Origin of the sequence: Mesorhizobium sp. B283B1A, from assembly GCF_020165735.1 — a bacterium.
GTDB lineage: Bacteria > Pseudomonadota > Alphaproteobacteria > Rhizobiales > Rhizobiaceae > Mesorhizobium > Mesorhizobium opportunistum.
In genome coordinates this window covers 77,604-102,564 of sequence record NZ_JAIUIQ010000021.1, presented here as the reverse complement: position 1 = coordinate 102,564, position 24,961 = coordinate 77,604, and the positions used below count along the sequence as shown (strand labels likewise).

At 59.1% G+C, this 24,961-nt stretch carries 22 protein-coding genes and 2 pseudogenes; 11 read left to right on the top strand and 13 right to left on the bottom strand.

Annotated features, from left to right (window positions below):
* Positions 1 to 7: 7 nt before the first annotated feature.
* On the bottom strand, positions 8 to 1,402 hold the full coding sequence (locus LB577_RS19350; protein WP_224687920.1) for a Do family serine endopeptidase: 1,395 nt from the start codon (positions 1,400 to 1,402) through the stop codon (positions 8 to 10).
* Positions 1,403 to 1,646: 244 nt separating this feature from the next.
* On the opposite strand from LB577_RS19350, the gene LB577_RS19345 reads away from it, so the two are divergent.
* The 7 genes from LB577_RS19345 (at position 1,647) to LB577_RS19315 (ending at position 9,798) form a co-directional block, all read left to right on the top strand.
* Entirely contained in the window at positions 1,647 to 2,006 is a 360-nt protein-coding gene (locus LB577_RS19345; RefSeq protein ID WP_224687919.1) for a hypothetical protein, read from the top strand.
* Positions 2,007 to 2,271: 265 nt separating this feature from the next.
* Positions 2,272 to 2,742 (top strand): Hsp20 family protein, encoded by a 471-nt coding sequence (locus LB577_RS19340; protein WP_224687918.1) that lies wholly within the window; start codon positions 2,272 to 2,274, stop codon positions 2,740 to 2,742.
* Between the two features lie 75 nt (positions 2,743 to 2,817).
* On the top strand, positions 2,818 to 3,312 hold the full coding sequence (locus tag LB577_RS19335) for an Hsp20/alpha crystallin family protein (protein ID WP_224687917.1): 495 nt from the start codon (positions 2,818 to 2,820) through the stop codon (positions 3,310 to 3,312).
* A 71-nt stretch (positions 3,313 to 3,383) separates the two neighbouring features.
* Complete coding sequence (locus tag LB577_RS19330) at positions 3,384 to 4,130, top strand: NADH dehydrogenase ubiquinone Fe-S protein 4 (protein ID WP_224687943.1); 747 nt, start codon at positions 3,384 to 3,386, stop codon at positions 4,128 to 4,130.
* Between the two features lie 9 nt (positions 4,131 to 4,139).
* Positions 4,140 to 4,445 (top strand): transposase, encoded by a 306-nt coding sequence (locus LB577_RS19325; RefSeq protein WP_224687916.1) that lies wholly within the window; start codon positions 4,140 to 4,142, stop codon positions 4,443 to 4,445.
* 30 nt (positions 4,446 to 4,475) lie between these two features.
* Positions 4,476 to 5,648 (top strand): MFS transporter, encoded by a 1,173-nt coding sequence (locus tag LB577_RS19320; RefSeq protein WP_224687915.1) that lies wholly within the window; start codon positions 4,476 to 4,478, stop codon positions 5,646 to 5,648.
* A 1,714-nt stretch (positions 5,649 to 7,362) separates the two neighbouring features.
* Positions 7,363 to 9,798: a putative bifunctional diguanylate cyclase/phosphodiesterase gene (locus tag LB577_RS19315; protein ID WP_224687914.1), complete on the top strand. Its 2,436-nt coding sequence runs from the start codon at positions 7,363 to 7,365 to the stop codon at positions 9,796 to 9,798.
* Positions 9,799 to 10,228: 430 nt separating this feature from the next.
* On the opposite strand, the gene LB577_RS19310 is transcribed toward LB577_RS19315, so the two are convergent.
* Positions 10,229 to 12,811, bottom strand: a complete 2,583-nt coding sequence (locus LB577_RS19310) for an EAL domain-containing protein (protein ID WP_224687942.1) — start codon at positions 12,809 to 12,811, stop codon at positions 10,229 to 10,231.
* A 315-nt stretch (positions 12,812 to 13,126) separates the two neighbouring features.
* Positions 13,127 to 13,996, bottom strand: coding sequence for a class I SAM-dependent methyltransferase (locus tag LB577_RS19305; protein WP_224687913.1), 870 nt, complete (start codon positions 13,994 to 13,996; stop codon positions 13,127 to 13,129).
* An 877-nt stretch (positions 13,997 to 14,873) separates the two neighbouring features.
* On the opposite strand from LB577_RS19305, the pseudogene LB577_RS33510 reads away from it, so the two are divergent.
* Positions 14,874 to 15,011: pseudogene (locus LB577_RS33510) on the top strand (four-helix bundle copper-binding protein); the annotation flags it as partial.
* Positions 15,012 to 15,462: 451 nt separating this feature from the next.
* On the opposite strand, the gene LB577_RS19290 reads toward LB577_RS33510, so the two are convergent.
* Complete coding sequence (locus LB577_RS19290; RefSeq protein ID WP_224687911.1) at positions 15,463 to 15,921, bottom strand: hypothetical protein; 459 nt, start codon at positions 15,919 to 15,921, stop codon at positions 15,463 to 15,465.
* Positions 15,922 to 15,931: 10 nt separating this feature from the next.
* Here LB577_RS19290 and LB577_RS19285 point away from each other — a divergent pair, with 10 nt between their 5' ends.
* The 3 genes from LB577_RS19285 to LB577_RS19275 all read left to right on the top strand — a co-directional run bounded on the left by LB577_RS19285 (position 15,932) and on the right by LB577_RS19275 (position 17,864).
* Entirely contained in the window at positions 15,932 to 16,537 is a 606-nt protein-coding gene (locus tag LB577_RS19285; RefSeq protein WP_224687910.1) for a transposase, read from the top strand.
* A gap of 486 nt (positions 16,538 to 17,023) precedes the next feature.
* Positions 17,024 to 17,452, top strand: coding sequence for an EF-hand domain-containing protein (locus LB577_RS19280; protein WP_224687909.1), 429 nt, complete (start codon positions 17,024 to 17,026; stop codon positions 17,450 to 17,452).
* Positions 17,453 to 17,627: 175 nt separating this feature from the next.
* Entirely contained in the window at positions 17,628 to 17,864 is a 237-nt protein-coding gene (locus LB577_RS19275) for a hypothetical protein (protein WP_224687908.1), read from the top strand.
* A gap of 65 nt (positions 17,865 to 17,929) precedes the next feature.
* Here LB577_RS19275 and LB577_RS19270 read toward each other — a convergent pair whose 3' ends face one another.
* The 9 genes and pseudogenes from LB577_RS19270 to LB577_RS19230 form a co-directional block, all read right to left on the bottom strand.
* Complete coding sequence (locus tag LB577_RS19270; protein ID WP_224687907.1) at positions 17,930 to 18,181, bottom strand: DUF982 domain-containing protein; 252 nt, start codon at positions 18,179 to 18,181, stop codon at positions 17,930 to 17,932.
* Between the two features lie 142 nt (positions 18,182 to 18,323).
* Entirely contained in the window at positions 18,324 to 18,659 is a 336-nt protein-coding gene (locus LB577_RS33295) for a hypothetical protein (protein ID WP_318013517.1), read from the bottom strand.
* A 172-nt stretch (positions 18,660 to 18,831) separates the two neighbouring features.
* Complete coding sequence (locus tag LB577_RS19260; RefSeq protein ID WP_224687906.1) at positions 18,832 to 19,692, bottom strand: YihY/virulence factor BrkB family protein; 861 nt, start codon at positions 19,690 to 19,692, stop codon at positions 18,832 to 18,834.
* 281 nt (positions 19,693 to 19,973) lie between these two features.
* Complete coding sequence (locus LB577_RS19255; protein ID WP_224687905.1) at positions 19,974 to 20,279, bottom strand: hypothetical protein; 306 nt, start codon at positions 20,277 to 20,279, stop codon at positions 19,974 to 19,976.
* A gap of 543 nt (positions 20,280 to 20,822) precedes the next feature.
* A complete protein-coding gene (locus LB577_RS19250; protein WP_224687904.1) occupies positions 20,823 to 21,269 on the bottom strand; it encodes a hypothetical protein in 447 nt (148 codons plus the stop codon).
* A 465-nt stretch (positions 21,270 to 21,734) separates the two neighbouring features.
* Positions 21,735 to 22,181: pseudogene (locus tag LB577_RS19245) on the bottom strand (Dyp-type peroxidase); the annotation flags it as partial.
* Positions 22,182 to 22,695: 514 nt separating this feature from the next.
* On the bottom strand, positions 22,696 to 23,520 hold the full coding sequence (locus LB577_RS19240) for a Ku protein (protein WP_224687903.1): 825 nt from the start codon (positions 23,518 to 23,520) through the stop codon (positions 22,696 to 22,698).
* A gap of 76 nt (positions 23,521 to 23,596) precedes the next feature.
* Positions 23,597 to 24,211 carry a class I SAM-dependent methyltransferase gene (locus tag LB577_RS19235; RefSeq protein WP_224687902.1) on the bottom strand — a complete coding sequence of 205 codons (615 nt, stop codon included), beginning with the start codon at positions 24,209 to 24,211 and terminating at the stop codon, positions 23,597 to 23,599.
* 357 nt (positions 24,212 to 24,568) lie between these two features.
* Positions 24,569 to 24,883, bottom strand: a complete 315-nt coding sequence (locus LB577_RS19230; protein ID WP_224687901.1) for a YMGG-like glycine zipper-containing protein — start codon at positions 24,881 to 24,883, stop codon at positions 24,569 to 24,571.
* Positions 24,884 to 24,961 lie beyond the last annotated feature (78 nt).

The following is a 24,961-nucleotide window of genomic DNA, read 5'->3' as shown; positions in this document are numbered from 1 at the left end:
TAGTCGCTCAAGAGTTTGAGACGGCCACGAAAAGCGATTGTCCCTGCCGTTCGATGCGGAACAGGATCGGCTTGTTCTGCTGCCGGGATTTCGCCCACTCCTGTCGGACATCCGAGGGGTGGGTAACATTCTGGTTGTTCGCCGAGACGATCACATCGCCGGGCTTGAGACCGCTTTCAGCCGCAAGACTGTTCGGCGCGACCTCCTGGACAAACACGCCGGTGGTACCCGGCTGGAGACCGAGCTGCTGGCGCGCTTCATCCGGAATTGGGCTGAGCGATAGCCCGAGACCTTGATCCGCCGCTTCCGGATTCGGAACAGCACCGGTCTGCACCTCCTCGTCCTTGCGTTGACCGACGGTCAACTCCACCTCCTGCTGGGAGCCGCCGCGGTTCCTTGTCAGCGTCGCTTTCGACCCTGGCTTTTCGTTCGCCGCAGCCAGCGTCAAGTCATGGACACCCTGGATGTCCTTGCCGTTGAACCGAGTGATTACGTCGCCTGACAGTAGGCCGGCCTTCTCCGCTGGACTGCCGGGCTCGACCGAGGCGACCAGCGCTCCCTTGGTGCCAGACATTCCAAGCGCCTCGGCAATCGACGGAGTCACCTCCTGGAGACGCACACCGATGAAACCGCGCTCGATCCGACCGGTGCGGATCAGTTGATCGGCGACGCTCCGCGCGGTTCGCGACGGCACGGCGAAACCGATGCCTATGCTGCCGCCCGACGGCGACACGATGACGGTGTTGACGCCGATCACTTCGCCGCGTGCGTTAAACAGGGGACCGCCGGAATTGCCTCTGTTGATCGAGGCGTCTGTCTGGAGGAAATCGTCATAAGGGCCGGCCTGGATGTCGCGCGAGCGGGCCGAAAGAACACCGACGGTAACGGTTCCCCCGAGCCCGAAGGGACTGCCGATCGCGATCGTCCAGGCACCCGGCTGCATTGCGTCGGAATCACCCCAGACCGCGATGGTCATGTTGGGCCGTGGATCGACCTTCAGCACCGCGATATCGGTTGCTGGATCGCGGCCCACCAGTCGCGCGGGCGAAGTCTCCTTGTCGGAGAAGACGACGTGGATTTCGGTGGAGTCGGCCACGACATGATTGTTGGTGACGATATAGCCCTCGGGACTGATGACGAAGCCGGAGCCAAGCGCTTCCCGCACCTGCGGCTGGACAGGCCCGCGGCCGTCGAAGGGATTCAGAAAATCATCGAGCGTCGTTTGGTCCTGGATGATCTGCCTGGTCGTGATGGCGACCACCGCCGGCAGTTTCTGACGCACGATGGCGCTGAAGTCGTTTGGGATTTCCTGTGCTGAAACCGGAGCAAAGCCGCCAGCCGAGAGCGTCAAAACTCCTGCGAGGAGGCCAATGCACAGCCGCTTCCTGGAAATGTGAGACATGAATGGCTCTCCTGCCCGACTGCCTTGGCGCTGCTGCGCGCCTTGTTCAGACGCCAGAACTGACATTCACGCCGATTGTTTCACCGGTTCAAAAAATGTTGATGTTGGGCTGAACCGTGAGATGCGGCCTTGTTGGCGCCATTGAAATTTGGTCGAAACTCTCCAAAATTTCAGCCGGTGGAAATCACGAGAGCCACCAAGATGACGTCAACAGAGGAGCCTATTGAAAGCGGAGGGACCACCGATGGAAAGAGCCATTTCGACGAGTTTTGCCCCAGTCTGGCCCGAAGCCCCTGATGTTTTTCTTGACCGCTTGCTGCATCCGGCACGGCACTTCAAGCGGCCTCAGGACGTGCTGGACGACATGACGCTCGAGGCCCAGGAGAAGCGTGCAATCCTCTCGTCATGGGCATCGGATGCCTGTGCAGTGGAATCGATGCCGGCACTGCGCATGCCGCCCGGGGTCACCGAACCGGTCAGCTTCGATGCCATCATGGACGCGTTGCGCCAATTGGATCAATGCGAGAAGCTTCCCGCCGCCGGTCGCAGTCACGATGTCGACATCGCGGCCGCCGGTTTCACAGCGCTGGTCGATCGACTTTAACCCAAGCGCCAGCCCTTCCGGAATCCAAGGGGGCCTTTCTGCTGGCGAATTTCGCCAGCAGAACCACCCATTGCGTTCTTACCGCCGCATTCCCCTATACGTCCGGATCTTGCCTGAAAATTTTCCTAAGCGCCTCTTGAACGCGCAAACCGCCATTCTAAATCGACAATCGCCGGCCGCCTGATGGGGCCGGCGCTAAGTCAGGAGGCGTCAAGGCTCTCTTGGCGTCCTTTTGTATCCATGTTGCTCAAAGGAGGATGTGGCTATGAAGACAAACCTCGATTTTACCCCCTTGTTCCGATCCAGCGTCGGCTTCGATCGCATTTTCGATCTGCTCGAAAATGCGAGCCGTGTCACCGCGATAGACAATTGGCCGCCCTACGACATCGCCAAGACCGGTGAGGACGACTATCGCATCACAATGGCGGTAGCCGGTTTTTCGCAGGATCAACTGACCATCACTCATCAACCGAACTTGCTGCTCGTGAGCGGCTCGCAATCGGGTGAGGACGAGGGCCAGTATCTTTATCGCGGTCTTCCCGGGCGCGCCTTCGAGCGGCAGTTCGAAGTGGCAGACCATGTGAAGGTCGTCGGCGCCAGCCTGGAAAACGGGTTGCTGAACATCGATCTCAAGCGCGAGCTTCCCGAAGAGATGAAACCGCGCCGGATCGCCATCGCCGGCAGCACGGCCCAGGCGAAGCCACGGCAGATCGAAGCCGAGAAGAACGCCGCCTGAAGTCAGAGTGAACCAGAAGCGACAGGCACCGGCGCTCGTCCGGTGCCGCGCTCTTGAACATGGAGGTGAATGAAGATGAACATGCGTGACCTTATCCCGTGGGGCCGCAACAACAACCAGGCCCCCAACATCTATGGCGGTGGCGATCCCTTTGTTTCGCTTCACCGCGAGGTAAACAGGCTCTTTGACGATATGTTGAAGAGCTTCGAGACGCGTTTGCCCTCTATGGGGCAGCTCTCGTCTTTCGACAACGGCTGGCCGAAGTTGGAGATTTCGGAGTCGGATAATGAGCTTCGCGTCACCGCCGAGGTTCCCGGTATGGAAGAGAAGGACATCGAAGTCCTGCTCGACGAGGACGTGCTGACCCTGCGTGGCGAAAAGCGGTCGGAGACCGAAGAGAAGGGCTACTCCGAGCGCTTCTACGGTCGCTTCGAGCGGCGCATACCTCTCGGCTACGAGGTCGAGGACGACAAGGTCAAGGCGTCCTTTGCCAATGGCGTCCTGACCTTGACCCTGCCGAAGAACCCAGACGCGCAATCGAAGGTGAAGCGCATCCCGATCACCCACTGACGCATGGAGCAAGTCGGGGGCGGCAGGCAGCCGCCTCCGACGCATCCTTCGCAAAATGGGAGGATGGAATGATGCAGAAGCAAGAAGAAAGAGAAGTCACACAAGCCGCAGAAAATCTCGCACCGGCAAACGACAATCGCAAGCGCGCGCTGTCATTCGGCAGATCCGAGTTCCCGCGTGATGCGGTCGCGCGGATCTACAAGCCTTCCCGTTCAGTCACGACCTCGGGCCGTGCGCGGCCGAAAGGCTGGCGTCTGGTGTTCGAGCGGCGTATGGCGCCGGTCATCGAACCGCTGATGGGCTACACCGGAAGTGGTGACACGCTGACTCAGGTGGAGCTCGATTTTCCGACGGTTCAGGCGGCCATCGACTATGCCGAACGTCAGGGCCTCGCTTATTCGGTTCAGGTAAATCCCGCGGCGGAAAAATCCGCGGAATCCTCCAGTGCCGAAAAGCGGCTGCAGGCCGGCGGGGACCTTGTCTGGAACCGCCTGCAACTGGCGTTGCTCACGAGCAGCTACGGTGCCGTTTCACAGGCCTCGCATTATGGACCGGCATTGGCCGATCCTGAGGCGCTTTATGCATCGCCGATGGACCTCGTTGTCGATCCTCTTCTGACAGTCGACGAGAAACGCGCCATCCTGCGCAACTGGGCGTGGAACGAGCATCTTGTGGATCTCGCGACGGCCGAGGGGATGCCTGAAAACGCGCGTCCGACACGGCTCGACGAAGTGGAATCGGCACTGCTCGCACTGGAGCAGCTTACGACAGCGAAACTGGCCGTTTCCGTTCCTGAACAGAAGCAGAAGGCAGCGTGAGGTGGCATCATGGATCCGATGATCGTGCTCGATTGTGAAAATACCGTGCCGAACCGTTTCGCGCTGGTCGTTGCGGCGGCAGGGGGGGCCTGTGCGCTCAGCCGGAGCGCCGAGCCTCGCCTGACCAGCGACGTGACAGTGCCCGTCGAACTCGCGCGATCGACGATGCCGTCTATGATCCTGAAGAAGCTGTCCGCATCGAAAGAAAGCCAGCTCAGAAGGGCGCTACGGGGGCTCGGTCGGATCAAGCGGTCGCTCTTCATGACTACTCAAGCAGAGGAAGCTCTGATTCGCCTGGTCCCAAGCCCCCTATAACGCGAGGCACATCCGTGGCAGAATTTTGGCATGGCACGTCTCCGCCCGCTGCTGGCATTTTTTGCGCTCTATGCTACGATGTATGCAGCATTCGGGACAGCGTCCCCGTTCTGGCCACGGTATTTTGGGGCACGTGGCCTGACACCTGAAGAGCTGGGCGTTCTGTTTGGGTTAGGCAACGCCGCCCGGCTGATTGCCGGACCGCTCGCCAATCGAATTGCAGACATTTTCGGCGCTCTCCGTGTCACCCTGGCGGTCTGCATCGGGATCGCGGTGGCGGCGACGCTTGGGCTGGCTGCCGTGCAAGGTGTCTTTCTTCTGCTGATCGTTTATTTGACCCAGTCAGCCGGGCTGGCACCGATCACAACCCTGGCCGACGCACTTGCGGCGGGCGCGTCGGTGCGCGAGCCTGGTTTTGAGTATGGTTGGGTGCGGGGTGCTGCATCAGCGGCCTTCGTTGCTGGCACCCTCGCGGCTGGCCAGGTGCTCGGAATCTTCGGGCTGGATGCCATTATATGGATGTACGCGGCGCTGCTCGCCGCAGCGCTGGCTGCCGCCGCGCTGGTGCCGGAAGTATACACTGGAGCCGAGCGGGCTGCGGACCCGGTCGGGCAAAACGTAATCGGCGGGCTGCGTGAGCTCCTCGATCTCCCGACCTTCCGGCGCATCGTGGTGATTGCGGCGCTGATCTATGGCAGCCATGCGATGCATGACACGTTCTCGGTCATCCGCTGGACTGCGGCCGGGGTTGGCACGGCAGCGAGCAGCATACTTTGGTCGGAAGCCGTCGCAGCGGAGGTGGTAGTGTTCGTTTTGGTCGGGCCGATCCTGCTGCGCCGGCTTGGCGTGGCCGGGGCCGCCGCTCTGGCGGCGGTCGCCGGCATCCTGCGCTGGGTCGTGGAAGCGGAAACCGCATCGGTCTGGATACTTGCGCTCGTGCAGCCGCTTCACGGCATTACGTTCGCACTTCTGCATCTTGCCTGTATGCGTGTTATCGCCAGCAGCGTACCCACACATCTTGCCGCCACGGCGCAGGCCCTTTACGCGATTGGCCCGGGGATCGCCACTGCGGGCCTTGTCTGGCTATCAGCTCAGCTTTATGGAGCCTATGGTCCGCCCGGGTTCCTTATGATGGCAGGACTGTGTGTGCTGTCCCTTCCGCTAATGATTGGACTGCGCGAAAGGCCCCCATCACGTGATTGAGACAGGCACACCTGCCTTGTCCCGCCGCATCAGCATAACCAGGTGGCCCGGCACTTCCGCACGCGCCTGAATGCCGCTGAAGATCGCGGCCAAGATCGACGCGGTTAAGTTGCTTTTGGGGTGACCGCAGGTGCCTCAGCATTCAATCGTGGAGTTGATGGGCGAGATCAATGAGCGGCAGAAGGCGGAGTTCTTGGGCAGTGCGACCTAGGTTAGAGGCCGAACGGTTCCGGCCAGTTGATGGGAACAGCAGCGGCGTCGGTGAAGCCTTCAGACCCGGTGCCGTTCCGGAAGTCATCGATGATGTTGTGTTCGGACCCATCGTAGCCAGCGTGGACGAAGCTGTGGAGGCTCTACGGCGGATAGCTCGTCTCGATCGCGCACGGGTCCGGGAAACTTTTGAAAAGCGGTTCTTGGTCGGGCGCATGTGTCGCGATTGTATGGCGATCTATCGCTCGCCCGCAGGCAACAAGTGATTTGCAAATTTGTAGATCGGAGAAAATTTCGGGGGAACAATGGTTCCTTATTGTCGTTCATTCGACCCCGGACGCATTTATGGCTGACCACTCGGTCGCTCGTCCGCCGCTCGATCTTGGCAAGGCGGACTGTCGTTGGACGATGAAAATGTAGGAAACTATGATACGCTCTGTTATAGTCGCCGCCGCACTGGTAGGCTTGCTGGGTGCTCCCGCAATTGCTGCGACGCACTATTGGGTCGCCAAGGACACGAGCACCAAGACATGCACGGTGGTCTCTATGAAGCCCGACGGAGTTAAGATGACGGCTGTCGGCGAGAAAACCTACTCGAGCTATTCCAGTGCAGACAAAGCTCTGAGGGCATCGGCCGCGTGCAAGAGCTGACAAGCATATGTGACCTGGCCTTTTTGCCGCGCCGTAATTGTCGCTGATGCCGCGCTTTCCGGCTTTCGGCTGGGTTCCATATCGAGGCTATTTGTCTCGCCCATGGTCTATGGCCGCTAAGTCGTTAGCTGTCGAGGGAGGCGCAATCTACGGCTGGCGTCGTCAGCGGTATGTCTGCCTATAAGCCGGCATGAAGACCACAGCGACTTACGATTCGGAGGCAGGCACTTTCACGATCGAGAAAGACAAATGGCGAGGGACCTTCTCGATTGCCGACTTGCCGAAATGGCTGCACTTCTACCGCCAGCAGCAGGAGCGATACCCCGCTCACGCGCATTCCTATGGGTCAGACGTGGAGGCGCTTGAGGGGCTCGCCGTCATACTAGCCTGTGGCCAGTAACCAGCTATCCACCATGGCTGCATCCTAATTGAAGGCGACACAATCGCGCTTACTGTGGTTATGGGTCTAGTTGGGGACGCGCCCCCGCCTAGATACTGGCGCCCAACGCTTCAAGTTCAGGAACCAAAATCCAAGTACGCGTCGGCCGCCAGATTTACCATCTCGGCACCTAGCCTACCCTCGGTCGCGCTTTCGCATCCTGGGTTCTTGCTGCGAATCTTGGCGAAGGGCTGTAGAGAATTCGTAATTCGCGGCTTCGCCGGTCCTGGCGAGCCACTTCAAGTTGTAACCACGTGCACCGCACGCCGGCGTTTCCCCCTCTGGTTTCCCCCTCACGCTCGCTTCGGCCTGAGCGCGCACGGCTCCATGCTCGAATCGAAAATTGAATAGGCTAATTAGCGCTTCCTAAACCGCTGTCAGGCTATACTCCGCTTGATCGATGGTGGGATACAGATGAACGCGTTCAGGCGAGCGGCCGGATTTGTTGTGATCCTGTTGACCGGCGCAGTGATGCTGGTGGCGCTATGCATCGACAGCCAGCGTGACTACGCGCTGGCCAGACAACGCTATGTCGAAAACTCCCAGGCGGCGGCGAGCGCGACAGCCAAAACGGTGGAAGACGCCTTGCGGGCCGTCTACGAGAATGTGCGCACGCTGAGCTACCTGCCAAGCGTCCGCAGCCTCGACCGGCATGGCACGAATCTTGGCGATGAGGGCCGCGCGACGATCCAGCAGATCTACAATAACCTCGCCAACAACGTCTCGATTTCCGAGGTCTACTTCCTACCGCTCGATTTCGACCCGGAGCGCTTCGATGCCGCGACCGGCAAACATGAAGAGCCGATCCTCCAGTTCGACCAGTTGATCGTGAATGCCAAAGCCAGATCGGATGCCGCCGGCGACGCCAAGCACGCCAAGCTGGATGAGGATGCGCTGACCCGCCCTCCGGAAGAGGTCGAGACCTATGAATACCATGAACTGGCCAAGCAGCTTGCCTGGCTGAAGGCGAACTATCCGAATTCCAGTGCCATCGATGGGCTGAATGTGCCGATCATCGGAACCAAGGAGCTCATCACCTGCGACAACACCGATTTCATCCACACCGGCAATGACGCAGACCGCTCCGGATTCATTCTTTCGGTCCCGGTGTTCGGTGCGGATGGTAGCCTGCGCGGCTCCGTCTCGGCTATCATGCTCACCTCGGCGCTACGCAAACTGTTGCCGAGCAGCGACTACGTCATCGTCAATTCAGGCTACGGCTTTGAATCCGATCAGCACAAGATGTCGAAGGCCCTAGCGGCCGATTCCCGCGCCTTCACGGCGGCCGACCCGAACCTGATCTATTCCGAGGTCATCCCGCTCTCGCTCAACGATCCCAGAAGCGCATGGCGTCTTTGGGCTGGTTTTCCCAACAGCCGGTTCGACAGCAACATGGACGCCCGCTCCGTGCGGGAATTCGAGTTGGCAGGCTACGCGGCGGTCGCGGTGGTCACGCTGCTGGCACTGGCCTGCTGGTATGCGGTAGGGCGGGCGATGATGATGCAGGCCGATGCCGCCGAGACCCTGGAACTGCGGGTCGAGGAACGCACCGCCGAGATCCAGCACCTCGCCACGCATGACATTCTCACCGGCCTGCCCAACCGGGGCCTCCTGGCTGACACCATGGACGAGGCGCTGAGAAGCCTCAGGGATGGCGAGAAGCTGGCGGTCCATTGCGTCGACCTCGACCGATTCAAGCCAGTCAATGACACGCTTGGCCATCCGGTCGGCGATGAGCTTCTCGGGGCGGTGTCGAAGCGGTTGAAGCAGCATGCCGGCGAAACCGCCATGGTGGCGAGAATTGGCGGCGACGAATTCGTCATCCTTCAGCTCCTGCTCGACGGCGACGACGAGGCCGGGGCGCTGGCAAGCCGTGTCATTCATGCCCTGTCCGACGAATTCTCCATCCAGGGGTACAAGATCAACATCGGCGGCAGCATCGGCATCGCCGTCTTCCCCGACGACGGGCAAAATTCGGAAACCCTTATCCGCAATGCCGACCTTGCTCTATACAAGGCCAAGATGGAGGGTCGTGGCACCTGCAGGTCATTCGAGCCGGGAATGGATGCAAGGCTGCAGGAGCGGCGCCTGCTGGAATCCGAACTGGCGCTGGGCGTGAAAAGAGACCAATTCGTGTTGCATTATCAACCGCTGCACGACGCGAAGACCTCGACCCTCACGGGCTTCGAAGCGTTGGTGCGATGGAACCATCCGCGCCTCGGCCTGCTGCCGCCGTCGGAGTTCGTCCAACTGGCCGAGGAGACGGGCGTCATCGACACGCTTGGCGAGTGGATCATGCGGCAAGCTTGCGCCGATGCCGCGAAATGGCCCCTGCCCGTCAAGGTCGCGGTCAATCTCTCGCCGGCCCAGTTCAAGCAGCAAGAGCTATCGCTTCAGGTTGCCTCCGCACTCGCCGCTTCCGGCCTGCTGGCGTCGCGCCTTGAGCTGGAGATCACCGAGTCGGTACTGCTGGCGAACAATGAAAATACGGTGGCGACGCTGCACAGCCTGCGCGACATCGGCATCAGCATCGCCATGGACGATTTCGGCACCGGCTATTCCTCGCTGAGCTATCTCAGATCGTTCCCGTTCGACCGTATCAAGATCGACCGCAGCTTCGTTAGCCTGATGTGCGAGAGCAGCGAAAGCCGGGCGATCGTCAAGGCCGTCGCCGAACTCGGCGCAACGCTCGGCATGACCACGACCGCGGAAGGCGTCGAGACCCAGGACCAGTACAGGTTGGTCAGGGAGAATGGTTGCACCGATGTCCAAGGATGGCTGTTTGGGCGGCCCATGCCGGCATCCGAGATTCACGCCCTTTTTGAAATTCCCAACAGTTTAATAGCTTAAGATCCAACCCGCCTTGCAGAAAGCAGGTTTTGTTCGCATCAGGAAGGATTTTCGACCAGATACGCCCAGAAGCGGAGGGCAACGAGTTTCGCGACATCCTCCCTGGCCCAGAGGCGCAACCCAGAAAGTTCGAAAAGCTTTCAAGCACCCCAGTCAATCACGAATTGTAGAACTGTTGAATGACCGCTTGGACGTGAGCAGACTGGCGGCTCTTGGGCGATCTGGACCGGACAGCTGCCATTCCGCCAAGCAGGTAGCCGGTACGACCGTTTTCGCCCGGAGCCGGTCATGTTGTCACGTCCTTGTAGATCCAGATTGCGGGGAGCGAGATATTGCCTTCTGACACGATGTATAGGCGAAAGCGCTAGCGTCAACGTCCGCGGTTCCAGTATATGCGAAGCAGGCAGGCAGCAAACGCAGCAGCTATCACTCAGCTGGCCGCACGCAGACGCCGAGAGCGAACCAATACCTTCAGGCGGTCGGAATCCAATGCCTGCCCAAAGGCATAACCCTGCAGTATATCGCAGCCCAACCCCTTGAGCACGCGTGCGTGCTCCATCGTCTCGACGCCTTCCGCTATAACCTCGATACCCAAGGACTTGCCAATTTCGATGATCGACGAGACAACCTGCCTTCGTTGCGGCGATTCGACAATTGGGATGACCAGCTGCCGATCTATCTTCAGTCGGCGAGGCTGTAGCTTGAGCAGGCTGACTATGGAGGCATAGCCGGTGCCAAAATCATCTATCTCTATATCAATGCCCAGTTGCTTGATCTGGTCGACATTCCAAGTCACCAAATCGTCGTTTTCATCAAGGAAAATGGATTCAACAAGCTCGAACGAAACTGTTCCCTTCTTGATATTTAGTTCTCTCAAGCTCTTTATGAGTTCTTCGTCCTGAAGCCGCCGTGCCGAAACGTTGACCGATACGCGCGGTATATGAAGACCCGCAGCAGACCAGCCTTGGAAATCTGAAAGCGCTTGGTTCAGTATGGTTCGATCGATCGTCGACACGACATTTAGTTCTTCTGCAATCTTTAGAAAGACATCCGGCGCTAAAATACCCTCCTTTGGGTGTCTCCATCGCGCAAGCGCCTCGACTCCGACAATTTCGAGCGTTTTTGCGCTAAATTGGGGCTGGTAGAAGGCTATGAACTCGTTACGCTCGAGGCCGCCAAGCAGCTCATCGGCAATCCGCTTTGTGTCGACGATTTCGCTTTGCATCGCCTCAGTGAAGAATTCGTGTCGATTGCGCCCACGACTTTTTGCTCGGTAAAGCGCGATGTCGGCGTTCATCAGCAGGTGCTTGGCTTCGGCGTCTTTTCGGTTGTCGACTGCAATTCCCACGCTGACACCAAAACGGCATCGGTGACCGCGGTAGTAGACGGGTTCGCCCATCTGACTGATGATGCGGTCAGCCAGCAGCGCTAGTTGCTTGATATCGTCATTCACCGTGCACAGGACGACGAATTCGTCTCCTCCGATCCGAGCGACGAATCCTCCATTCTCGACCTTGGATCGGAGGACGGCAGATGCGTGTACCAACATCGCGTCACCCGCGGCATGGCCAAGAGTATCGTTGATGTGCTTGAACCGGTCCAAGTCGATGTGAAGCAGGGCCGCATAGCACCCATCACGCTTTGCATTTGCTGTGTACTCCTCCAATATCTGGTCGAGGTAACGACGGTTGGGCAGACCGGTCAGCGAATCGTGAAGCGCAATATGCTCTATGCGCGCCTTGGCTGCCCCGAGTTCCGCATTTTTCGACTCGGACAGCTGTTTTGCGCGAACCAGATCGGTATTCAGCAAAACGTCGGCTGTTACATCCCATTCCGCACCAATCATTTTGGCCGTCTCGTTTGGAGCCTGGTATATCGTCGCCTTGGCTCGGACATGACGAATCTCGCCATCCGAACGAATAATCCGGTACTCCGACGAATATGTTCCGCGGCTGGCCACGGCACGTTCGAAATCTGCGTTGGCGCCGGCTAAATCCTGGGGGTGAATTGCCCCCGCCCAATCCGAGTAGCCGCGAGGTCCTCCATCGCTGGGTTTGCCGTATATTTCGTTGACGCGGTCGTCCCAGGACAGATCATTGGTCGCGAGATCGTGTTCCCAAACGCCAATAGCCGACGCCTCCAGAGCGAGTTCGAGGCGTCTCGACAATCGACGCAGTTCCGCATAATTGCGCTGCCTCTCGCCAATCAGACGACTGGTGACCAAGAATGGGATCACAACCAGCGCCCCGGCCGCGGCCATGATCGCGCGCAAGAACCACGCGTTGCTAGGTGTCGAAGGCCAGCCGCTTTTGGGGATGGCCGCTATTTGCCAGGAACCTGAGGGGAGCAGAACTTCGGCCGTCACTGGATTGCTTTTGCGGACGCCGATATCGCCGAAGAATTGATCTCCACGCGGGCCGAGGGCGTCTTTACCGATGAGCGCGACGTCAATCCCGAGATCATCGTCAAACAGGCCGCTCGCCCTGTAAAGGCGCTGCACGTCGACAACGGCGGAAATGATGCCCCAGAATCTTTCAGTATTGCCCGCGCTCGGCACAAAAACCGGAAAACGGCCGATGAAGCCTTGGCCGCCCTGCTTCAGGTCGACCGGACCGGCTAGAATCAACTTGCGCTCGTCTCGTGCCCGCAGCGCGGCGTTGCGCTGCCGATCGTCCATTCGGTAATCGAGGCCCACCGCTTTCTCGTTGCCCTTCAGAGGGTACATTAAGGAAACGACCAGATCGGGCGCGCCAGCAATATTGTTCAATTGCGAGTCGCCGCCAAACAGGTTGCTCGCGAGCGAGGCGAAGCGTTGCTGTCCCATATAGGGTTCAGTCACGACCGTCGCGACCAGTCCATGCACGAGTTGAAGGTTTCCGTTGATGTTCCCTTCTAGCTTGGCGCGGATCAGATTGACCTTGACCAGAACATCCGCACGAGCGGTTTGGTCCGAAACGATTTTGTTCTGGTGGTCCGCATACGCTGCGCTAATCGCAATAACCAAGATCGCCATTGCGGCCGGGATGTTTGCCGAGGAAAAAACAGCATCCTTTATGCCGCCGAACCTAGCGCCGAAAAGAGCCAATAGGGTGAGACTCCCCTGTGTTGTTCAGATTCTCGGATCTATCCGCCGATAGAACATTAGCTTTCATTAATTAATTTTGAACTTCACAGTTCTGAGAACTTTGCACTGTCCGACCGCTGAGGTCGTTCTGGCACGCCGCCGGAGGCGATTGGACCCAGCCGCCACTCAATGAGGCAACGTGTCGGGAGGGATGATTCCCGGGTCCGGGTGATCGTGCCCAGGGGATGACAGTGCAAAACTGGATTAACAGTGGTCCGCAATCGTTTTGGGAGCAACAAGGTATGGTATCTTGCCAACGCTTCGCTTAGTCGCGCCAATGGAGTAGGCCATTGGGATCTTGGGAGAGTTGTTGGGCAAGCCGTACATATCCTTGCCGGCTCTCACCGCGAATGAAAAGTGCTGCCAAGAAACCGTGTCATGCTCATTCAGAAAATCGAGCGTCAGCCCAGCTGAAATGAGCGCGTTCACCACGTCGCTGATCGGATGAATCCACTCATAATAGCGAGAATGCTTCAAAATGCGGTCGTCGCCAGTATAGGTCCGTTCCTCGTTCCATGTGAGCGGCCGAGCTGTAGGCGTTCGCCAATCGTGCTTAAACTCCAGCGCCGCGGCCTTGCGATCACATTGAAACATCAACGGATGGCCCTCGGCCATATAGAGCCTGCCGCCGGGTCGCAGGAGATCAGCAACAACCCGCGCCCAGCGGAACACGTCGTCCAGCCAGTTTACCGAGCCCCAGGTGACATAAACGACGTCGAAGGTCCGGCCGAGTGCTTCGACTGCCTCGAACAGTGGCGCCTCGACGAAGCGCACCTCAGTGCCTGCCTTCGCAGCGAAATCCCGCGCAGCGGCGATCGCCGTCGGTGAAAAGTCGAGACCGGTCACGCTGCCCGCGCCGAGATTCTTCAAGCTGATCGTGTCGAGCCCAATATGACATTGCAAATGGACGATGTCTTTGCCGACAATATCACCGACCTCCTCCGTCTCCAGTTCATAAAGATTGGATCCGCCTGCCAGCACATTTTCGATGTGATAGCTGCCTGTTGTGTCGGTCGAATGTAGTTCGGCCCGATCATCCCAATTGAGGCGGTTCGTACCCAGAAACGGTTCCAAATTCCCCCCAAATTCCCAGCGGTGACTGGCGCCTGGTAAACAAATCGTTAATATATCTTTGCAGCGAAAGGGTCGCGCGTCAATGCGCCGGTTGGTAATGGGTCGGTTTGAAATTCAGCCATTTAATTGAGCCAAGCAGGAAACGGGTGGCGGCTTTACCCGCCAACGGTGCTATTTACCCAGAGAGGGACTGCCAAGCCAAGAAGGCTTACCGAGTTCGGCTACCACCTTCATTCCAGCAAATCGCGGCTTGAACGGCTGGAACGCTGCATCTCTGCCCTGCAATCCGCCGATCGGCGGCGAGAAGAACACAGGCCCCAGCAGGTTTAGTGTGTTCCTGCGGTAGCTTTGGCAGTCGAGGTAGAGGGCCGTATCGCCAGGAAGCTCACATCGAACGTCCGCCACTGGATCGAGCTGCCCCTGAGGACTCGAAATCTCCGCTTTTGAGCGATACTGAGAGAGTGCCTAGCGCCGGGGTTGGACGCGAAGCTGCCGTTCACACTTGGAAGTCATGCCGTCGCGCTTTCGGGTGCAACGTGCCATGGGAGTCGATCCCCTGCAAAGCCATGGAAAAACCGAAGCTAGTTTCCTGATTTGTCCATGAGCACCCGCAATTTGGGCTGTGGAGTGACCCAGAAAGTTCGAAAAGCTTCCAGGAACCCAGGCAAACTAGACGCAGCGGCAGACAATGAGGTTCAAAGAAAGGCTGGCGAACATCCGCATCGGAGCGGTCAAAATCGGCGACAGAAGAGCGTGCGAAAGAGGGTTTCGGCGGCTCTTTCGTGGGAACGAAAAAAGAAGAGAAGCAGAACTTTCGTGTGCTCGTTTTGCACACAACATCCCGTAACAAGCTGATTATACTACTTTCTGCCCCATCCATCACAAACACACGTGCCGCGAATGCGCAGAAATTTGCGAAGAATGTGCGCGAAGCTGCGAACAGATCGGCGACATGCAAGAATGCGTTGATGCTTGCCGCCAATGCGCTGAGAGTTGTCGCAAAATGGCAGCTTAGCCTGAAAAGGGGAGCAGTCAGCTCCCCCTTTATACCTGACCCGATTGGCGGCCTAGTGTGCGCACACATTTGCTTCGTGCTTTGATCAAGCGTGAAGAAGCGACGCCGGAAAATGGCTTGAAGCGTTTGAATCGTATGTGATTCTGTAGCTGCCATTGTTGATTCTGGAGGCTTCGACGATGGCTTTGCTGCTTGGATACTTCGGCGACCTGCGCTTGCAAAAAAGGGGAGCATGGTTCTGGAGCGCATGTTTGCGCGTGTCAGCGCGGGCATGCGCCGGCTGGCCGACACGCGCGCGGAGAAGGTCGCGTTCACGCGCCTGTTTCGCAATCGCCACGTGAGCAAGCAAGAGATCATCCGCACGGCGGCGGCGCGAACCGCCGAAATGGCCGCCGGCCGCCACGTGCTGATCATCGAGGACAGCAGCGAGATCAACTATGAAGCCAAGGCTTCACGCAAGCGTGGCCTCGGTCGTGTCGGCAATGGCAAGGATATCGGGCTGTTCGTGCATCCGGCGCTGGCCGTGGATGCCGGGGACGGCTCGGTCCTGGGCCTTGCAGGCGCCACGATCTGGCGGCGCGAGGCAAAGAAGGCGCATGACTACCAGGCGCTGCCGATCGAAGCCAAGGAAAGCCACAAATGGATCGGCACCGCCAAGGCGGCATGCCAGGCGCTGACCGACACGCCGCAGATGACGGTGGTCGGCGACCGCGAAGCCGACATCTACGAAGTGTTTGCAAGGCTTCCCGGCGAGCGCACCCATGTGCTCATCCGCGCTGTACGGGATCGGGCTTTGGGCACGCGGGGCGAGCGCCTGTTCAGCGCGATCGCCAAGACGGCGGAAGCCGGCCGCATTGCCTTCGAGCTGCAGGCACGCCCTGGCCGGCCAGGTCGCAGCCGTTCGCTTCACCGCGGTGAGCTTGCGCCAGCCCCGCCTTGGCGCCGACAGCCGCGATCCGCGCGAACTCACGCTCAACATGGTGGAAGTGCGCGAGATCGATCCACCTTCGGCCAAGGACGCGGTGATCTGGCGGCTGTTGACCACCCACAGCGTCGAAACACTCGCCGATGCCTGCCGCATCGTCGAGATGTATCGCTCGCGTTGGATCGTCGAGCAGTTGTTCCGGACCGTGAAGTCGCAGGCCATCGATCTGGAGGAAAGTCTCATCGCCGATGGCGATGCACTCGAACGCCTGGCCGCCGCCGCTCTGGTCGTCGCCACCAGGGTCATGCAACTCGTGCACGGGCGTGGTTCGCCGGGCCAGGGCTTCCAGGCCGCGCGCCTCTTTGATCCCACCGAGATCACCGTCCTGGACGTGCTCATCGCCAAGCTCGAAGGCAAGACCCAAAAGCAGAAGAACCCTCACCCCACGCACACGCTCGCCTGGGCCGCCTGGTGTATCGCCAGGCTCGGAGGCTGGAACGGCTACGAAAAGGAACGCCCGCCAGGGCCCATCACCTTCACCCACGGCCTCAGACGCTTCAACGCCATCGTAGACGGCTTCGTTCTCGCCTCACAAAAATGAGCCCGAAGCAAATGTGTGCCCACGCTAGGATTGGCGGCGGAGGGAGCTCGACAACGGATCACGTCCGTGGCTGCGACGTAGCGCCCTCCCCGCACTCACGGACCTGATCGGCAGATCCCGCCCCACGCTCAGTTCCTCGCCGGGGACAATCGGCGTGCGGCTCGCCCGCGGCTTGGCTCGCGCTCCGTCAGCTTGGTTCGACTTGGGCGGGAGACAGGTTTCGCCGTAACCTGATCCCCTTCAGGGAACAATCAGATCGAGCTCCAGTTTAGCCATCCAGGCAAACACGACCAATGGATGGAGCACGCCATGAGATTCCCATACAGCACGACCGCCGCGGCTGCGGCGTTCATAGCCCTGACCTCCCCCGTCCCTGCCCAGACAACCGGAACACCGACACCTTTGACGCCTGCACCCCCTCCGGCGACCGAACAGCCGGGTGCCAGGCCAGAAGCGAACGGACAGGCGGATGGACCGACACGCGAAATGATCCGGCAGATGGTTGAGCAAGCGGTCCAACAGAGGATGGAGCAGGATCGTGGGTCTGCGGAAGGTTACCGCGATGAACAAGATAGCTACAAGAACCTGGGAGGCCGCGACGAAGATGCAGACCGTCCCGATGAAGCCAACCCTCAAACCAACCGTCGGCGGAAACATGATGACTGGGCCGAAGGACACAGAATGGCTGGCCACAGGCGTCACCAGATGATGCGCGGCGCCGGCATGCGATTGATCTTTGGGCTGCTGGACACGGATGGCGACGGATCGCTCTCCGAGAACGAGGTTCAAGGCGCGGTCGGCAGGATCTTCAATGGCATCGACGAGAATGGTGACGGCAAGATCGATCTGGACGAGATCCAGTGGTTCATGCACGGCTCCAACATGCATGGGGCCAACAGCGAGGTCAATCCTTAGCTACGTTCCCCAAGCGATAACCTCCGATGTCGCTCAAGGCGTGGCGCTACCCTTCTCATTGAGAAGCATTGCGATGCCAGTTATGATCTGGGGCAGGACGAACGGCTTGGTTGTCATGAGGCTATTTGGCACCCCGAGTGACGGCCAGTCCTCCGCACCATCGGCAATCATGTAGATGGCCGGCAAAGTGGGGTTGACGTCGCATGTGACGCGCAACTTCCCAGCCGGTGGGACCGTCCCCAATTCGCACATCGGTCACCAAGGCCACGACACGCTCCGGGTCACGATCAAAGGCCGCGATGGCATCATCGCCTGTATGAACCGCGATGACCTCGAACCCTGCCTCAACGAGGGATTGCTCGATGTCCAACAGGATGAGGCTCTCATCCTCCACAACCAGGACTGCACCTGAGGTCATTGGAAGCCAGCGGCTTGTTGTTGCGCCCGACGCGAAACGAACGGAAGCGCCGAGGTTCCTCAAAGCTTAATATCGGGCAGCAGCATTTCCTCCTCCTGAGCTGCATCCTCGAACAGCATTCGGAACTCGTCGGTCGGCATCTTGCCGTCGATCGCCGAAAGGCAGGCCTCCGCCGCCCAGACGCCATTTGGGCCACGGTTGGGCCAATTCAGGAGTTCCTCCGCAGCAGTATCGACACGGCTGACCCCAAGGCGAAACCCCCGAAGATCGGTCCTCACATAGACCGGGGAGTTGAACCAGCGCAGCGGCATCAGCGTTCACGGACGTCGAATGCGACGAACAGCCCGTGCTTGTTGGCAAAATCGACGATCATTGCGATCATCGATCATCTGACAATCGGTGTCGTGAAGATCACGACTACGCTCGCGGACCTCTGCATGGTACCTTACGGATCTAGGCGGAAGCCAAAGTGAGCTCCAATACAAGACGGCTGTTGCCGCCCCCGATGGTGCTTAGACCGCTTTGCTTCGGGCGAACGTACTTGCCATGCGGGCGATCCTCGAAGTGCGACCGGACACCATCTTCATTCAGAGCGAATCCTCGGAATATTCCCACGCCGATTTTCCCGAGGCGATCGGCAGGGCTGAGTGTTTCAACAGCGAGCGTTTCCTGTCGCTTGACCTCAATTACGGTCATGACGTCGACGCGCGCACCTACCGCTACCTTCTCGATAACGGGATGACGGCGGAAGAATATAGTTTTTTCCTGGAGAACCATCTGTGCAGGCATTGCGTGATGGGCACCGATTACTACCAGACCAACGAACATCGGGTTTGGGCAGCTGGAAGGACCTCCGGGTCCGGCGAGGTGTTTGGCTATGACGAGATCACGCGGCACAACGCTCGTCGAACTGGACTCTGCCTCTGCGCGGAAATGGATCTGTCTTGCAGGCCGAGAACTGTTAACCGATGCGTTCAGGTCGGACCTGCTGCCGTGTCGAATAGGCGCGCGTGAATTCGGCCCCGAGCAGGAAAATTTCCGACGAGTAGTAAACCCAAAGGAGGATCACGAGCAGGCCACCGGCGGCACCATATGAGGATGCCACTGCGCTGGTACCGATATACCAGCCGATAAGGGATTTTCCGAGCGTGAACAGAGCCGCGGTCACAACGGCCCCAACCCGGACATTGCGCCATTCGAGAGTTCGGTCGGGTAGAACCTTGTAGATGGCGGCGAACATCACCGAGATCAGGACGAAGGAAACGACCGCGTTGATCACACTAAGGACGATTTTGCCGAATGGCAGATGCGCGTTGATGATGTTTCCCACTGCCGATATCGCTGCGCTCGCAACCAGAGAGACGAGCAACATGAAGCCAAGCGCGGCCACCAAGCCGAGGCTTGCGGCACGGGCGCGGACCAGGCGTGAAAACGAACTTCCCTGAGGTTTAACCTTCCATATCGTATTCAGCGATTGCTGCATTTCGCCAAAGACTCCCGACGCAGCCACCAACAAGGTGACTATTCCGATCACCGCAGCCCAGCTTCCGGAGAACCGGCTTGACGCGCTCTGCAGCGCGGCCTGGAGGATATTTGCGCTCTGTGGGCCCATCAGGCCCGAAATCTGAGCGGATAAAGCCAATTGTGCAGCGTCGTGACCGAAAACAAGGCCTGCAATGGCGACGACGATCAGCAAAATTGGCGCCAGAGAAGTGGTGGCATAGAAAGCCATTGCCGCGCCATGACTGAGAGCATTGTCGTTGATGAACCCGACCACGCTTTCTTTCACCAGACACCAGACAGTCATGAGCAAGCTGCCCATTTTTGGCATCCCTTGCATTTGCAACCGCATCCGTCACAAATGTCCCAGCATCCGCGATGTTCCAACATCGCGCGCGCGATTGGCTTTGGAATGCTTGCTGTGCAGTTGGGTGGACACGGGTGAGACATTGCGGATGCTGAGGCGCCATTCCCTAAACACCACACGTCGTTGCGCCGCTCTTGGAGTTTGGCGCGAAAGAGTGGCAGAGCAGTTCCGCTTGGGCTAAAGACGCCAAAAGCTATCAAGATCGGCCCGGACGCGTCGTGACCTTTCAGGCCTGCTTAGACCCACGCCATGGGCAGGTATCGGATGATCACCATGTCCTGCCGGAACAGGCGCTCCAACTCCGCTCGGCGCCTCCGCCAATCGGGAAGATCGACCTCTTCCGTCATCACCTCGAAGATGACGATCTCGTCCAGGCCGGACTCTTTGCCCTGCCTCCACACCCCTTCCGCGGGCGCTCGAAAATACGCAGTGACACCTTCGAAGGTATTGGCGAGTTCTTCCTTCACACAGTCGAAGTCCTCGTTGGCGAAGGGCTCTCCGGCGTTGTCGGAACGAGGAAGCAGTATCTGGACAAGGTGCATGCGGCCGCCTCCAAGATCATTAACGGCCGCGGCATTGACGATGTTCCATCGGCCGACGCATTGCACGCGCCGAGGCGCAACGGCATAATTTGCAGATCGCGTTCGAACCCGTTTGGAACTGATGTTCGCCCCTAGGCACTGTGTTGCCGACACCAACGGTGCTCTGACCCACACTAGTGGTCCTCCCGCTGCAGTGAAGGCCGAACGCGATTCTAGCGCTGGCCCTTGGGCCGCGGCTACAAATCTATCGTGTCGCCATCACCGTGCACCTGGTCTCGATCCCAGTCATTCGTTTTGTCCGGGGGTTTTGGCGGCAGCCTCCTGCGTGTCCCTGGCCTTTCCTTGCGAGGCTTGGGCTGGGGAAAATCGCGTGATGATTGGGCGCCCATGGATGCTTTTTCCTTCGGATTTTTGCTTGCCCGGGCGAAACACGTCTGGGGATTTAAGTTCCCTCACCCGCGCCGAGCACGCGCCGGATATTCCAGCGATAGGCGATCACGAGCCCATCCCGTGGCGGTGCGCTTGTGCCGGCCACCCGGAACCTCATGAACAGCCTTGTGCCTTCAGGGACCTCACCATACGCTCGACAATAGGATCATACGGTTCCTTTTCCGATTTCCTATAATTCATGGTGAAAAGTGCTGCGCGTTGGTCGCAGACCAATATCGCGCGGACATAGCGAATCTCGCCATTCCTGATCCCGGAGTAGCTCGCCCATCTTGGAGCTATGCGCCGATAGGTCAGACGCCAACCGGCCTTTGCGTCCTCGATCATGCGATGCGCGATCTCGGCACGAAAGCTGGCTTTGCCCAGTCGCGCGCCCCAAACGGCCAGAAACGCATCTCTTGCGCCCTCAAAAGCCGCTCCGTGGTCCGATTGCTGCGCCAACACGAAACCGGGAGGGATATCGAACGTGAAGCCAAGCTGCCGGACACCGAAGGGCTGCCAGGCTTCGGCCTGTAGCATGGTGGTGCAAAAGAGAAAGACCATAAGGCACAGCATTGAACGTCGCATTGCTCTGATTTAGCGTCGGCCAATATGGCGTCCAGAGGAAGAGGAGGTCCGAGGCGAAAATAGAGCAAGCGCGTGAACGGGAGGACGGCCACAACGATCTTTGCTGGGAGGCTGCAGCGCGGCCGCATGTCGAGGCCGCCTGGAAAATCGCCCGGAACACGCTGTTGATTCTCATTGGTCTGGCCACCCAATTTCCACAATGCGGACTCGCCCCAGTGAAGGGGCGGTGTACGGAGGGTGGTGCGCTCAGGTTGAAGTGTCGCAGCAACGGAGCCGTCGTGAATGACTGAGATGAGGCGCAAAGCTGCCATTCGGTATAAGTTAAGTAATGTCAGCGGATGGCCGGATCAGCCTCTTGAATAAATTTGAGCGAACCGCTTGGTAACGAACTGATAAACAAGAGTTATTTAGGCGTGTAGGGTCGTCGTCTCCTATCGAAAATCAATATATCAGCAGCTGGTTCGCCAAGCCGTTTCTTTCGTATTCTCTCGTATGGTCTGGCGAACCAAAGGACGACGACTCCGAATAGGTCGGCCCGACGGACTCGGGCCAGCGATCGATGACCTCTTGGCCCGTCGTACCGCTCTCCAGGAATGTCGCCGACGGTATGAAGAACAAAGTACCGGTAACTGCGCGGCTGAAGTCCAGCAACCGGTCGTAGTTGCCTTGCGGCCCGCCAATGAACATGTTCTCCAGCATTTGCTCTATTCTGCGCGGCGAACGGGCGTAGCCTATGAAATAGGTGCCGAACTCACCCTTGCCGACGTCGCCGACTGCGTGTTGTGGCGTACAATCTCCAACTGCTTTCCGTGCTCGATAATCGTGGTCAGCGCATTGTGGGCCGGAGGTCGGTTTTATGGCATCATCCAGCTCGATATCGTAGAGTTTTTACCTGCGAATGTGCCGGCACCTCGCGGCAGTTTCGTGATGTTCAGCATTGGCGAGCGACCATATCTCGTCGCAATGCGGTAGTGCCCATCTTTGCCTATCGGAAAGCCGGCATCCGTGACGTCCAGATCGCCAAGCCGATGATCACGATTAAAATCCAGAAAAGCGAGTTGAAGAGCATGCGAACAAGGTCGCGGTTTTGTTCTTTCGTAACACCGAGCCGATCTGAGATAATGTCGCCTGGGGCGATCAACAGCCAGAGTATGAACCGACCCAGCCTTGCCATACGATTCCTTGCCTCGCAAGCAAGACAGCAAAGCACCATCCTGAGCGCGAGTCGAGCGAACCGTGCCCGAAACATCCGACGGTCGGTGCCTCCATGTCGCAGTACATTTGGCCCAAACGAGTTCTCCTGCCTTATGCCAACTCGCGAGGTCGGTTTCGATGTGCCGGACTTCAGGCTATCGGAAGATGGCTTCGGGATTGGGGTCGAGAGGCTCGACTGACTTTTTAACTATGCTGATTTGCGGCTCTTGGCAGTTGGCCGGTCTTGCTTGACGCCTTCCTTGGCGAGGCTCTTTCGAAGCACCGAGGCTAGGTCGATCACGTTCTCCTTGGGCTGCGGGACCGGTTTCGGGGGCTTTTTGCCCTTGCGCTTGGCGTCGATCATGGCGATCAACGCGTCCTCGTAGGTGTCCTCGAATTTCGAGGGATCGAACTTTGTCGCCTTCTTGTCGATGAGCAGCCCCGCGATTTCGAGCAAATCCGCATCGTACTTTGGGCTTTTCACGTCATCGAAGACGGTGTCTTCCGACGTCATCTCATTGTGGGTGCGCAGCTCGGTCAGCAGCATTCCCTTTCCAAGGGGCTGTATCAGCACTTCGCGCCCGCGCTGATAGAGCACGACGCAGGAGCGGGCCGCGACGCGCTTCTTGGCCATCGCATCGCGCAGGACGGCAAAGGCCTCCACAGAGGCGCCGTCTGCGGGGATCAGGTAGTAGGGTTTCTCCAGATAACGTGTGTCGATCTCGGCAACCGGGACAAAGGAATCGACATCGAGTGTATGCTGCGATGTCAGTTTCAGTTTTTTGATCTCGTCCGGTTCCACGTGAATGAAATCACCCTTGTCGGCCTCGTAGCCTTTGATCTGATCCGCGGCTTCGACGATGTCGCCTGTCTCTTCATCGACATAGGCGCTCTTGACGGGCAAGCCGTCCTTGCGGTTCAAAATCTTGAAGTGGATCTTGGATGCCTCGCTTGTGGCGCCAACGATCTTCACCCCGCATGCCACCGAGCCGACCCTCAGAAACCCCTTCCAGACCGCGCGTGGCGCCACCATGCCGTTTCTCCCAGACGTGCCGATGTCGCACAACGTCAGGCACACGGTTCTGTTCCGCAACGTGGGCAGTACTCGATCACGCCTTCTTGGCAAACGCCCAGACCATCAGCGGGTATTCCTCGTCGTTGCTCAGATCCCGCCACAGGCCGTAGGCGCGGACGGGGCCGCCGATATGGGCCCTGGCGCAGGCCTTGTTGCCCCAACCGTGGACCTTGACATTGGCTTCGGGAAAGCCGCCCTCGACCATCAGCTGTTTCAGGCCGGCAGGCGTCCATCGGTTGTAGTCGTGCGGCCTGGCGTGGACCCTGAACAGGAAGGGCGTCGCCACCATCGCCCAGCCGCCGGGCCGGGTCATGGCATGGATATTGGCCACTGCCGCCAGCGGCCGCTGGACATGTTCCAGCACCTGGTCGGCGATGACGATGGAATATTGCTCGTCTGTGCGGTCGCTGCAGATGTCGAAGTCGGGGAAGTCGACCGATCTGTAGTTGGGGCACATCGCCCGCCAGTAGCGGTTCCAGCCGGGCGAGATCTCGATCACGTCGGAGGCTTTGCGGTTGCCGGCCTCGAGGAAGAGGGTGAACGCCTCGATCTGGCGGATGCGCAGCCAGTTTCGGGAATCGTAGCCGATGAGTCGTTTGACGGCGCGTTTGCTTTGGTTTTTCAGGGCGGCAAGGCTTGTCGTCGTCACATCGACCTCCTCCAAAGCGCCCGCCTCAAAGACAAGGTAGTCCAAGCAAGTGGGCAAAAAATGACAGTGAGCCCACTTTCATCACCGCTTAGGGGCGCCGATAGCGCGGACATGAAAAAGGCGGATCCGGGGACGGGATCCGCCTTGCCTGTCGACGGGGCTTCGGGGGGAAGACAGGTGTCGGCAAGCGTCCGATAGCAATGTCAGCAGGCGTCTACTGGGCTTCGGATAACTAGAGTGTCGGCGCGTTTAGCGGCCGACACAATTAGTCCGATGGACGTAGCCTGCCATACCCATATCGCGGACGAGCGTCGGCCAAGGTCTATTGGGGCGTCAGTGGCCGGCGAACACCGCCCTTCAATAGTTGCCGTTGTAGTAACGGTCATCGCATGGTGCTGTGTAGATACGCCCGTAACGGTCCTGGTAGCGGCACATCTCATCGCCCCGACGCTGTGGGGTGGTCGCGCTACCCACCACCGCACCCAGCAAGGCGCCGCTGGCCGCGCCGATGACCGTGCTCTTGGTGTTGCCGCCGATGGCCTGGCCGACGAGGGCGCCGCCGGCGCCGCCGATCAGCGCGCCGGTTCCGGCCCGTTGCTGGCCCTCGGTTTGCGCGCAGCCGGCGAGTGCTGCGGTCATAAGCACCGCCAGAATGGCCTTCTTGATGATCATCTCCAGAACTCCTTTGTAGCCCCGGGACTGCACATGGGGCAATTTCGCTCAAGTGCGGTCGGATTGCGGCCGAACAGC

Coding starts and splice junctions, on each gene's coding strand:
- LB577_RS19350 (WP_224687920.1), bottom strand. CDS start 1,402: ATGTCTCACATTTCCAGGAAGCGGCTGTGCATTGGCCTCCTCGCAGGA.
- LB577_RS19345 (WP_224687919.1), top strand. CDS start 1,647: ATGGAAAGAGCCATTTCGACGAGTTTTGCCCCAGTCTGGCCCGAAGCC.
- LB577_RS19340 (WP_224687918.1), top strand. CDS start 2,272: ATGAAGACAAACCTCGATTTTACCCCCTTGTTCCGATCCAGCGTCGGC.
- LB577_RS19335 (WP_224687917.1), top strand. CDS start 2,818: ATGAACATGCGTGACCTTATCCCGTGGGGCCGCAACAACAACCAGGCC.
- LB577_RS19330 (WP_224687943.1), top strand. CDS start 3,384: ATGCAGAAGCAAGAAGAAAGAGAAGTCACACAAGCCGCAGAAAATCTC.
- LB577_RS19325 (WP_224687916.1), top strand. CDS start 4,140: ATGGATCCGATGATCGTGCTCGATTGTGAAAATACCGTGCCGAACCGT.
- LB577_RS19320 (WP_224687915.1), top strand. CDS start 4,476: ATGGCACGTCTCCGCCCGCTGCTGGCATTTTTTGCGCTCTATGCTACG.
- LB577_RS19315 (WP_224687914.1), top strand. CDS start 7,363: ATGAACGCGTTCAGGCGAGCGGCCGGATTTGTTGTGATCCTGTTGACC.
- LB577_RS19310 (WP_224687942.1), bottom strand. CDS start 12,811: ATGGCGATCTTGGTTATTGCGATTAGCGCAGCGTATGCGGACCACCAG.
- LB577_RS19280 (WP_224687909.1), top strand. CDS start 17,024: ATGATCCGGCAGATGGTTGAGCAAGCGGTCCAACAGAGGATGGAGCAG.
- LB577_RS19275 (WP_224687908.1), top strand. CDS start 17,628: ATGGCCGGCAAAGTGGGGTTGACGTCGCATGTGACGCGCAACTTCCCA.
- LB577_RS19270 (WP_224687907.1), bottom strand. CDS start 18,181: ATGCCGCTGCGCTGGTTCAACTCCCCGGTCTATGTGAGGACCGATCTT.
- LB577_RS33295 (WP_318013517.1), bottom strand. CDS start 18,659: ATGCCTGCACAGATGGTTCTCCAGGAAAAAACTATATTCTTCCGCCGT.
- LB577_RS19260 (WP_224687906.1), bottom strand. CDS start 19,692: ATGGGCAGCTTGCTCATGACTGTCTGGTGTCTGGTGAAAGAAAGCGTG.
- LB577_RS19255 (WP_224687905.1), bottom strand. CDS start 20,279: ATGCACCTTGTCCAGATACTGCTTCCTCGTTCCGACAACGCCGGAGAG.
- LB577_RS19250 (WP_224687904.1), bottom strand. CDS start 21,269: ATGGTCTTTCTCTTTTGCACCACCATGCTACAGGCCGAAGCCTGGCAG.
- LB577_RS19240 (WP_224687903.1), bottom strand. CDS start 23,520: ATGGTGGCGCCACGCGCGGTCTGGAAGGGGTTTCTGAGGGTCGGCTCG.
- LB577_RS19230 (WP_224687901.1), bottom strand. CDS start 24,883: ATGATCATCAAGAAGGCCATTCTGGCGGTGCTTATGACCGCAGCACTC.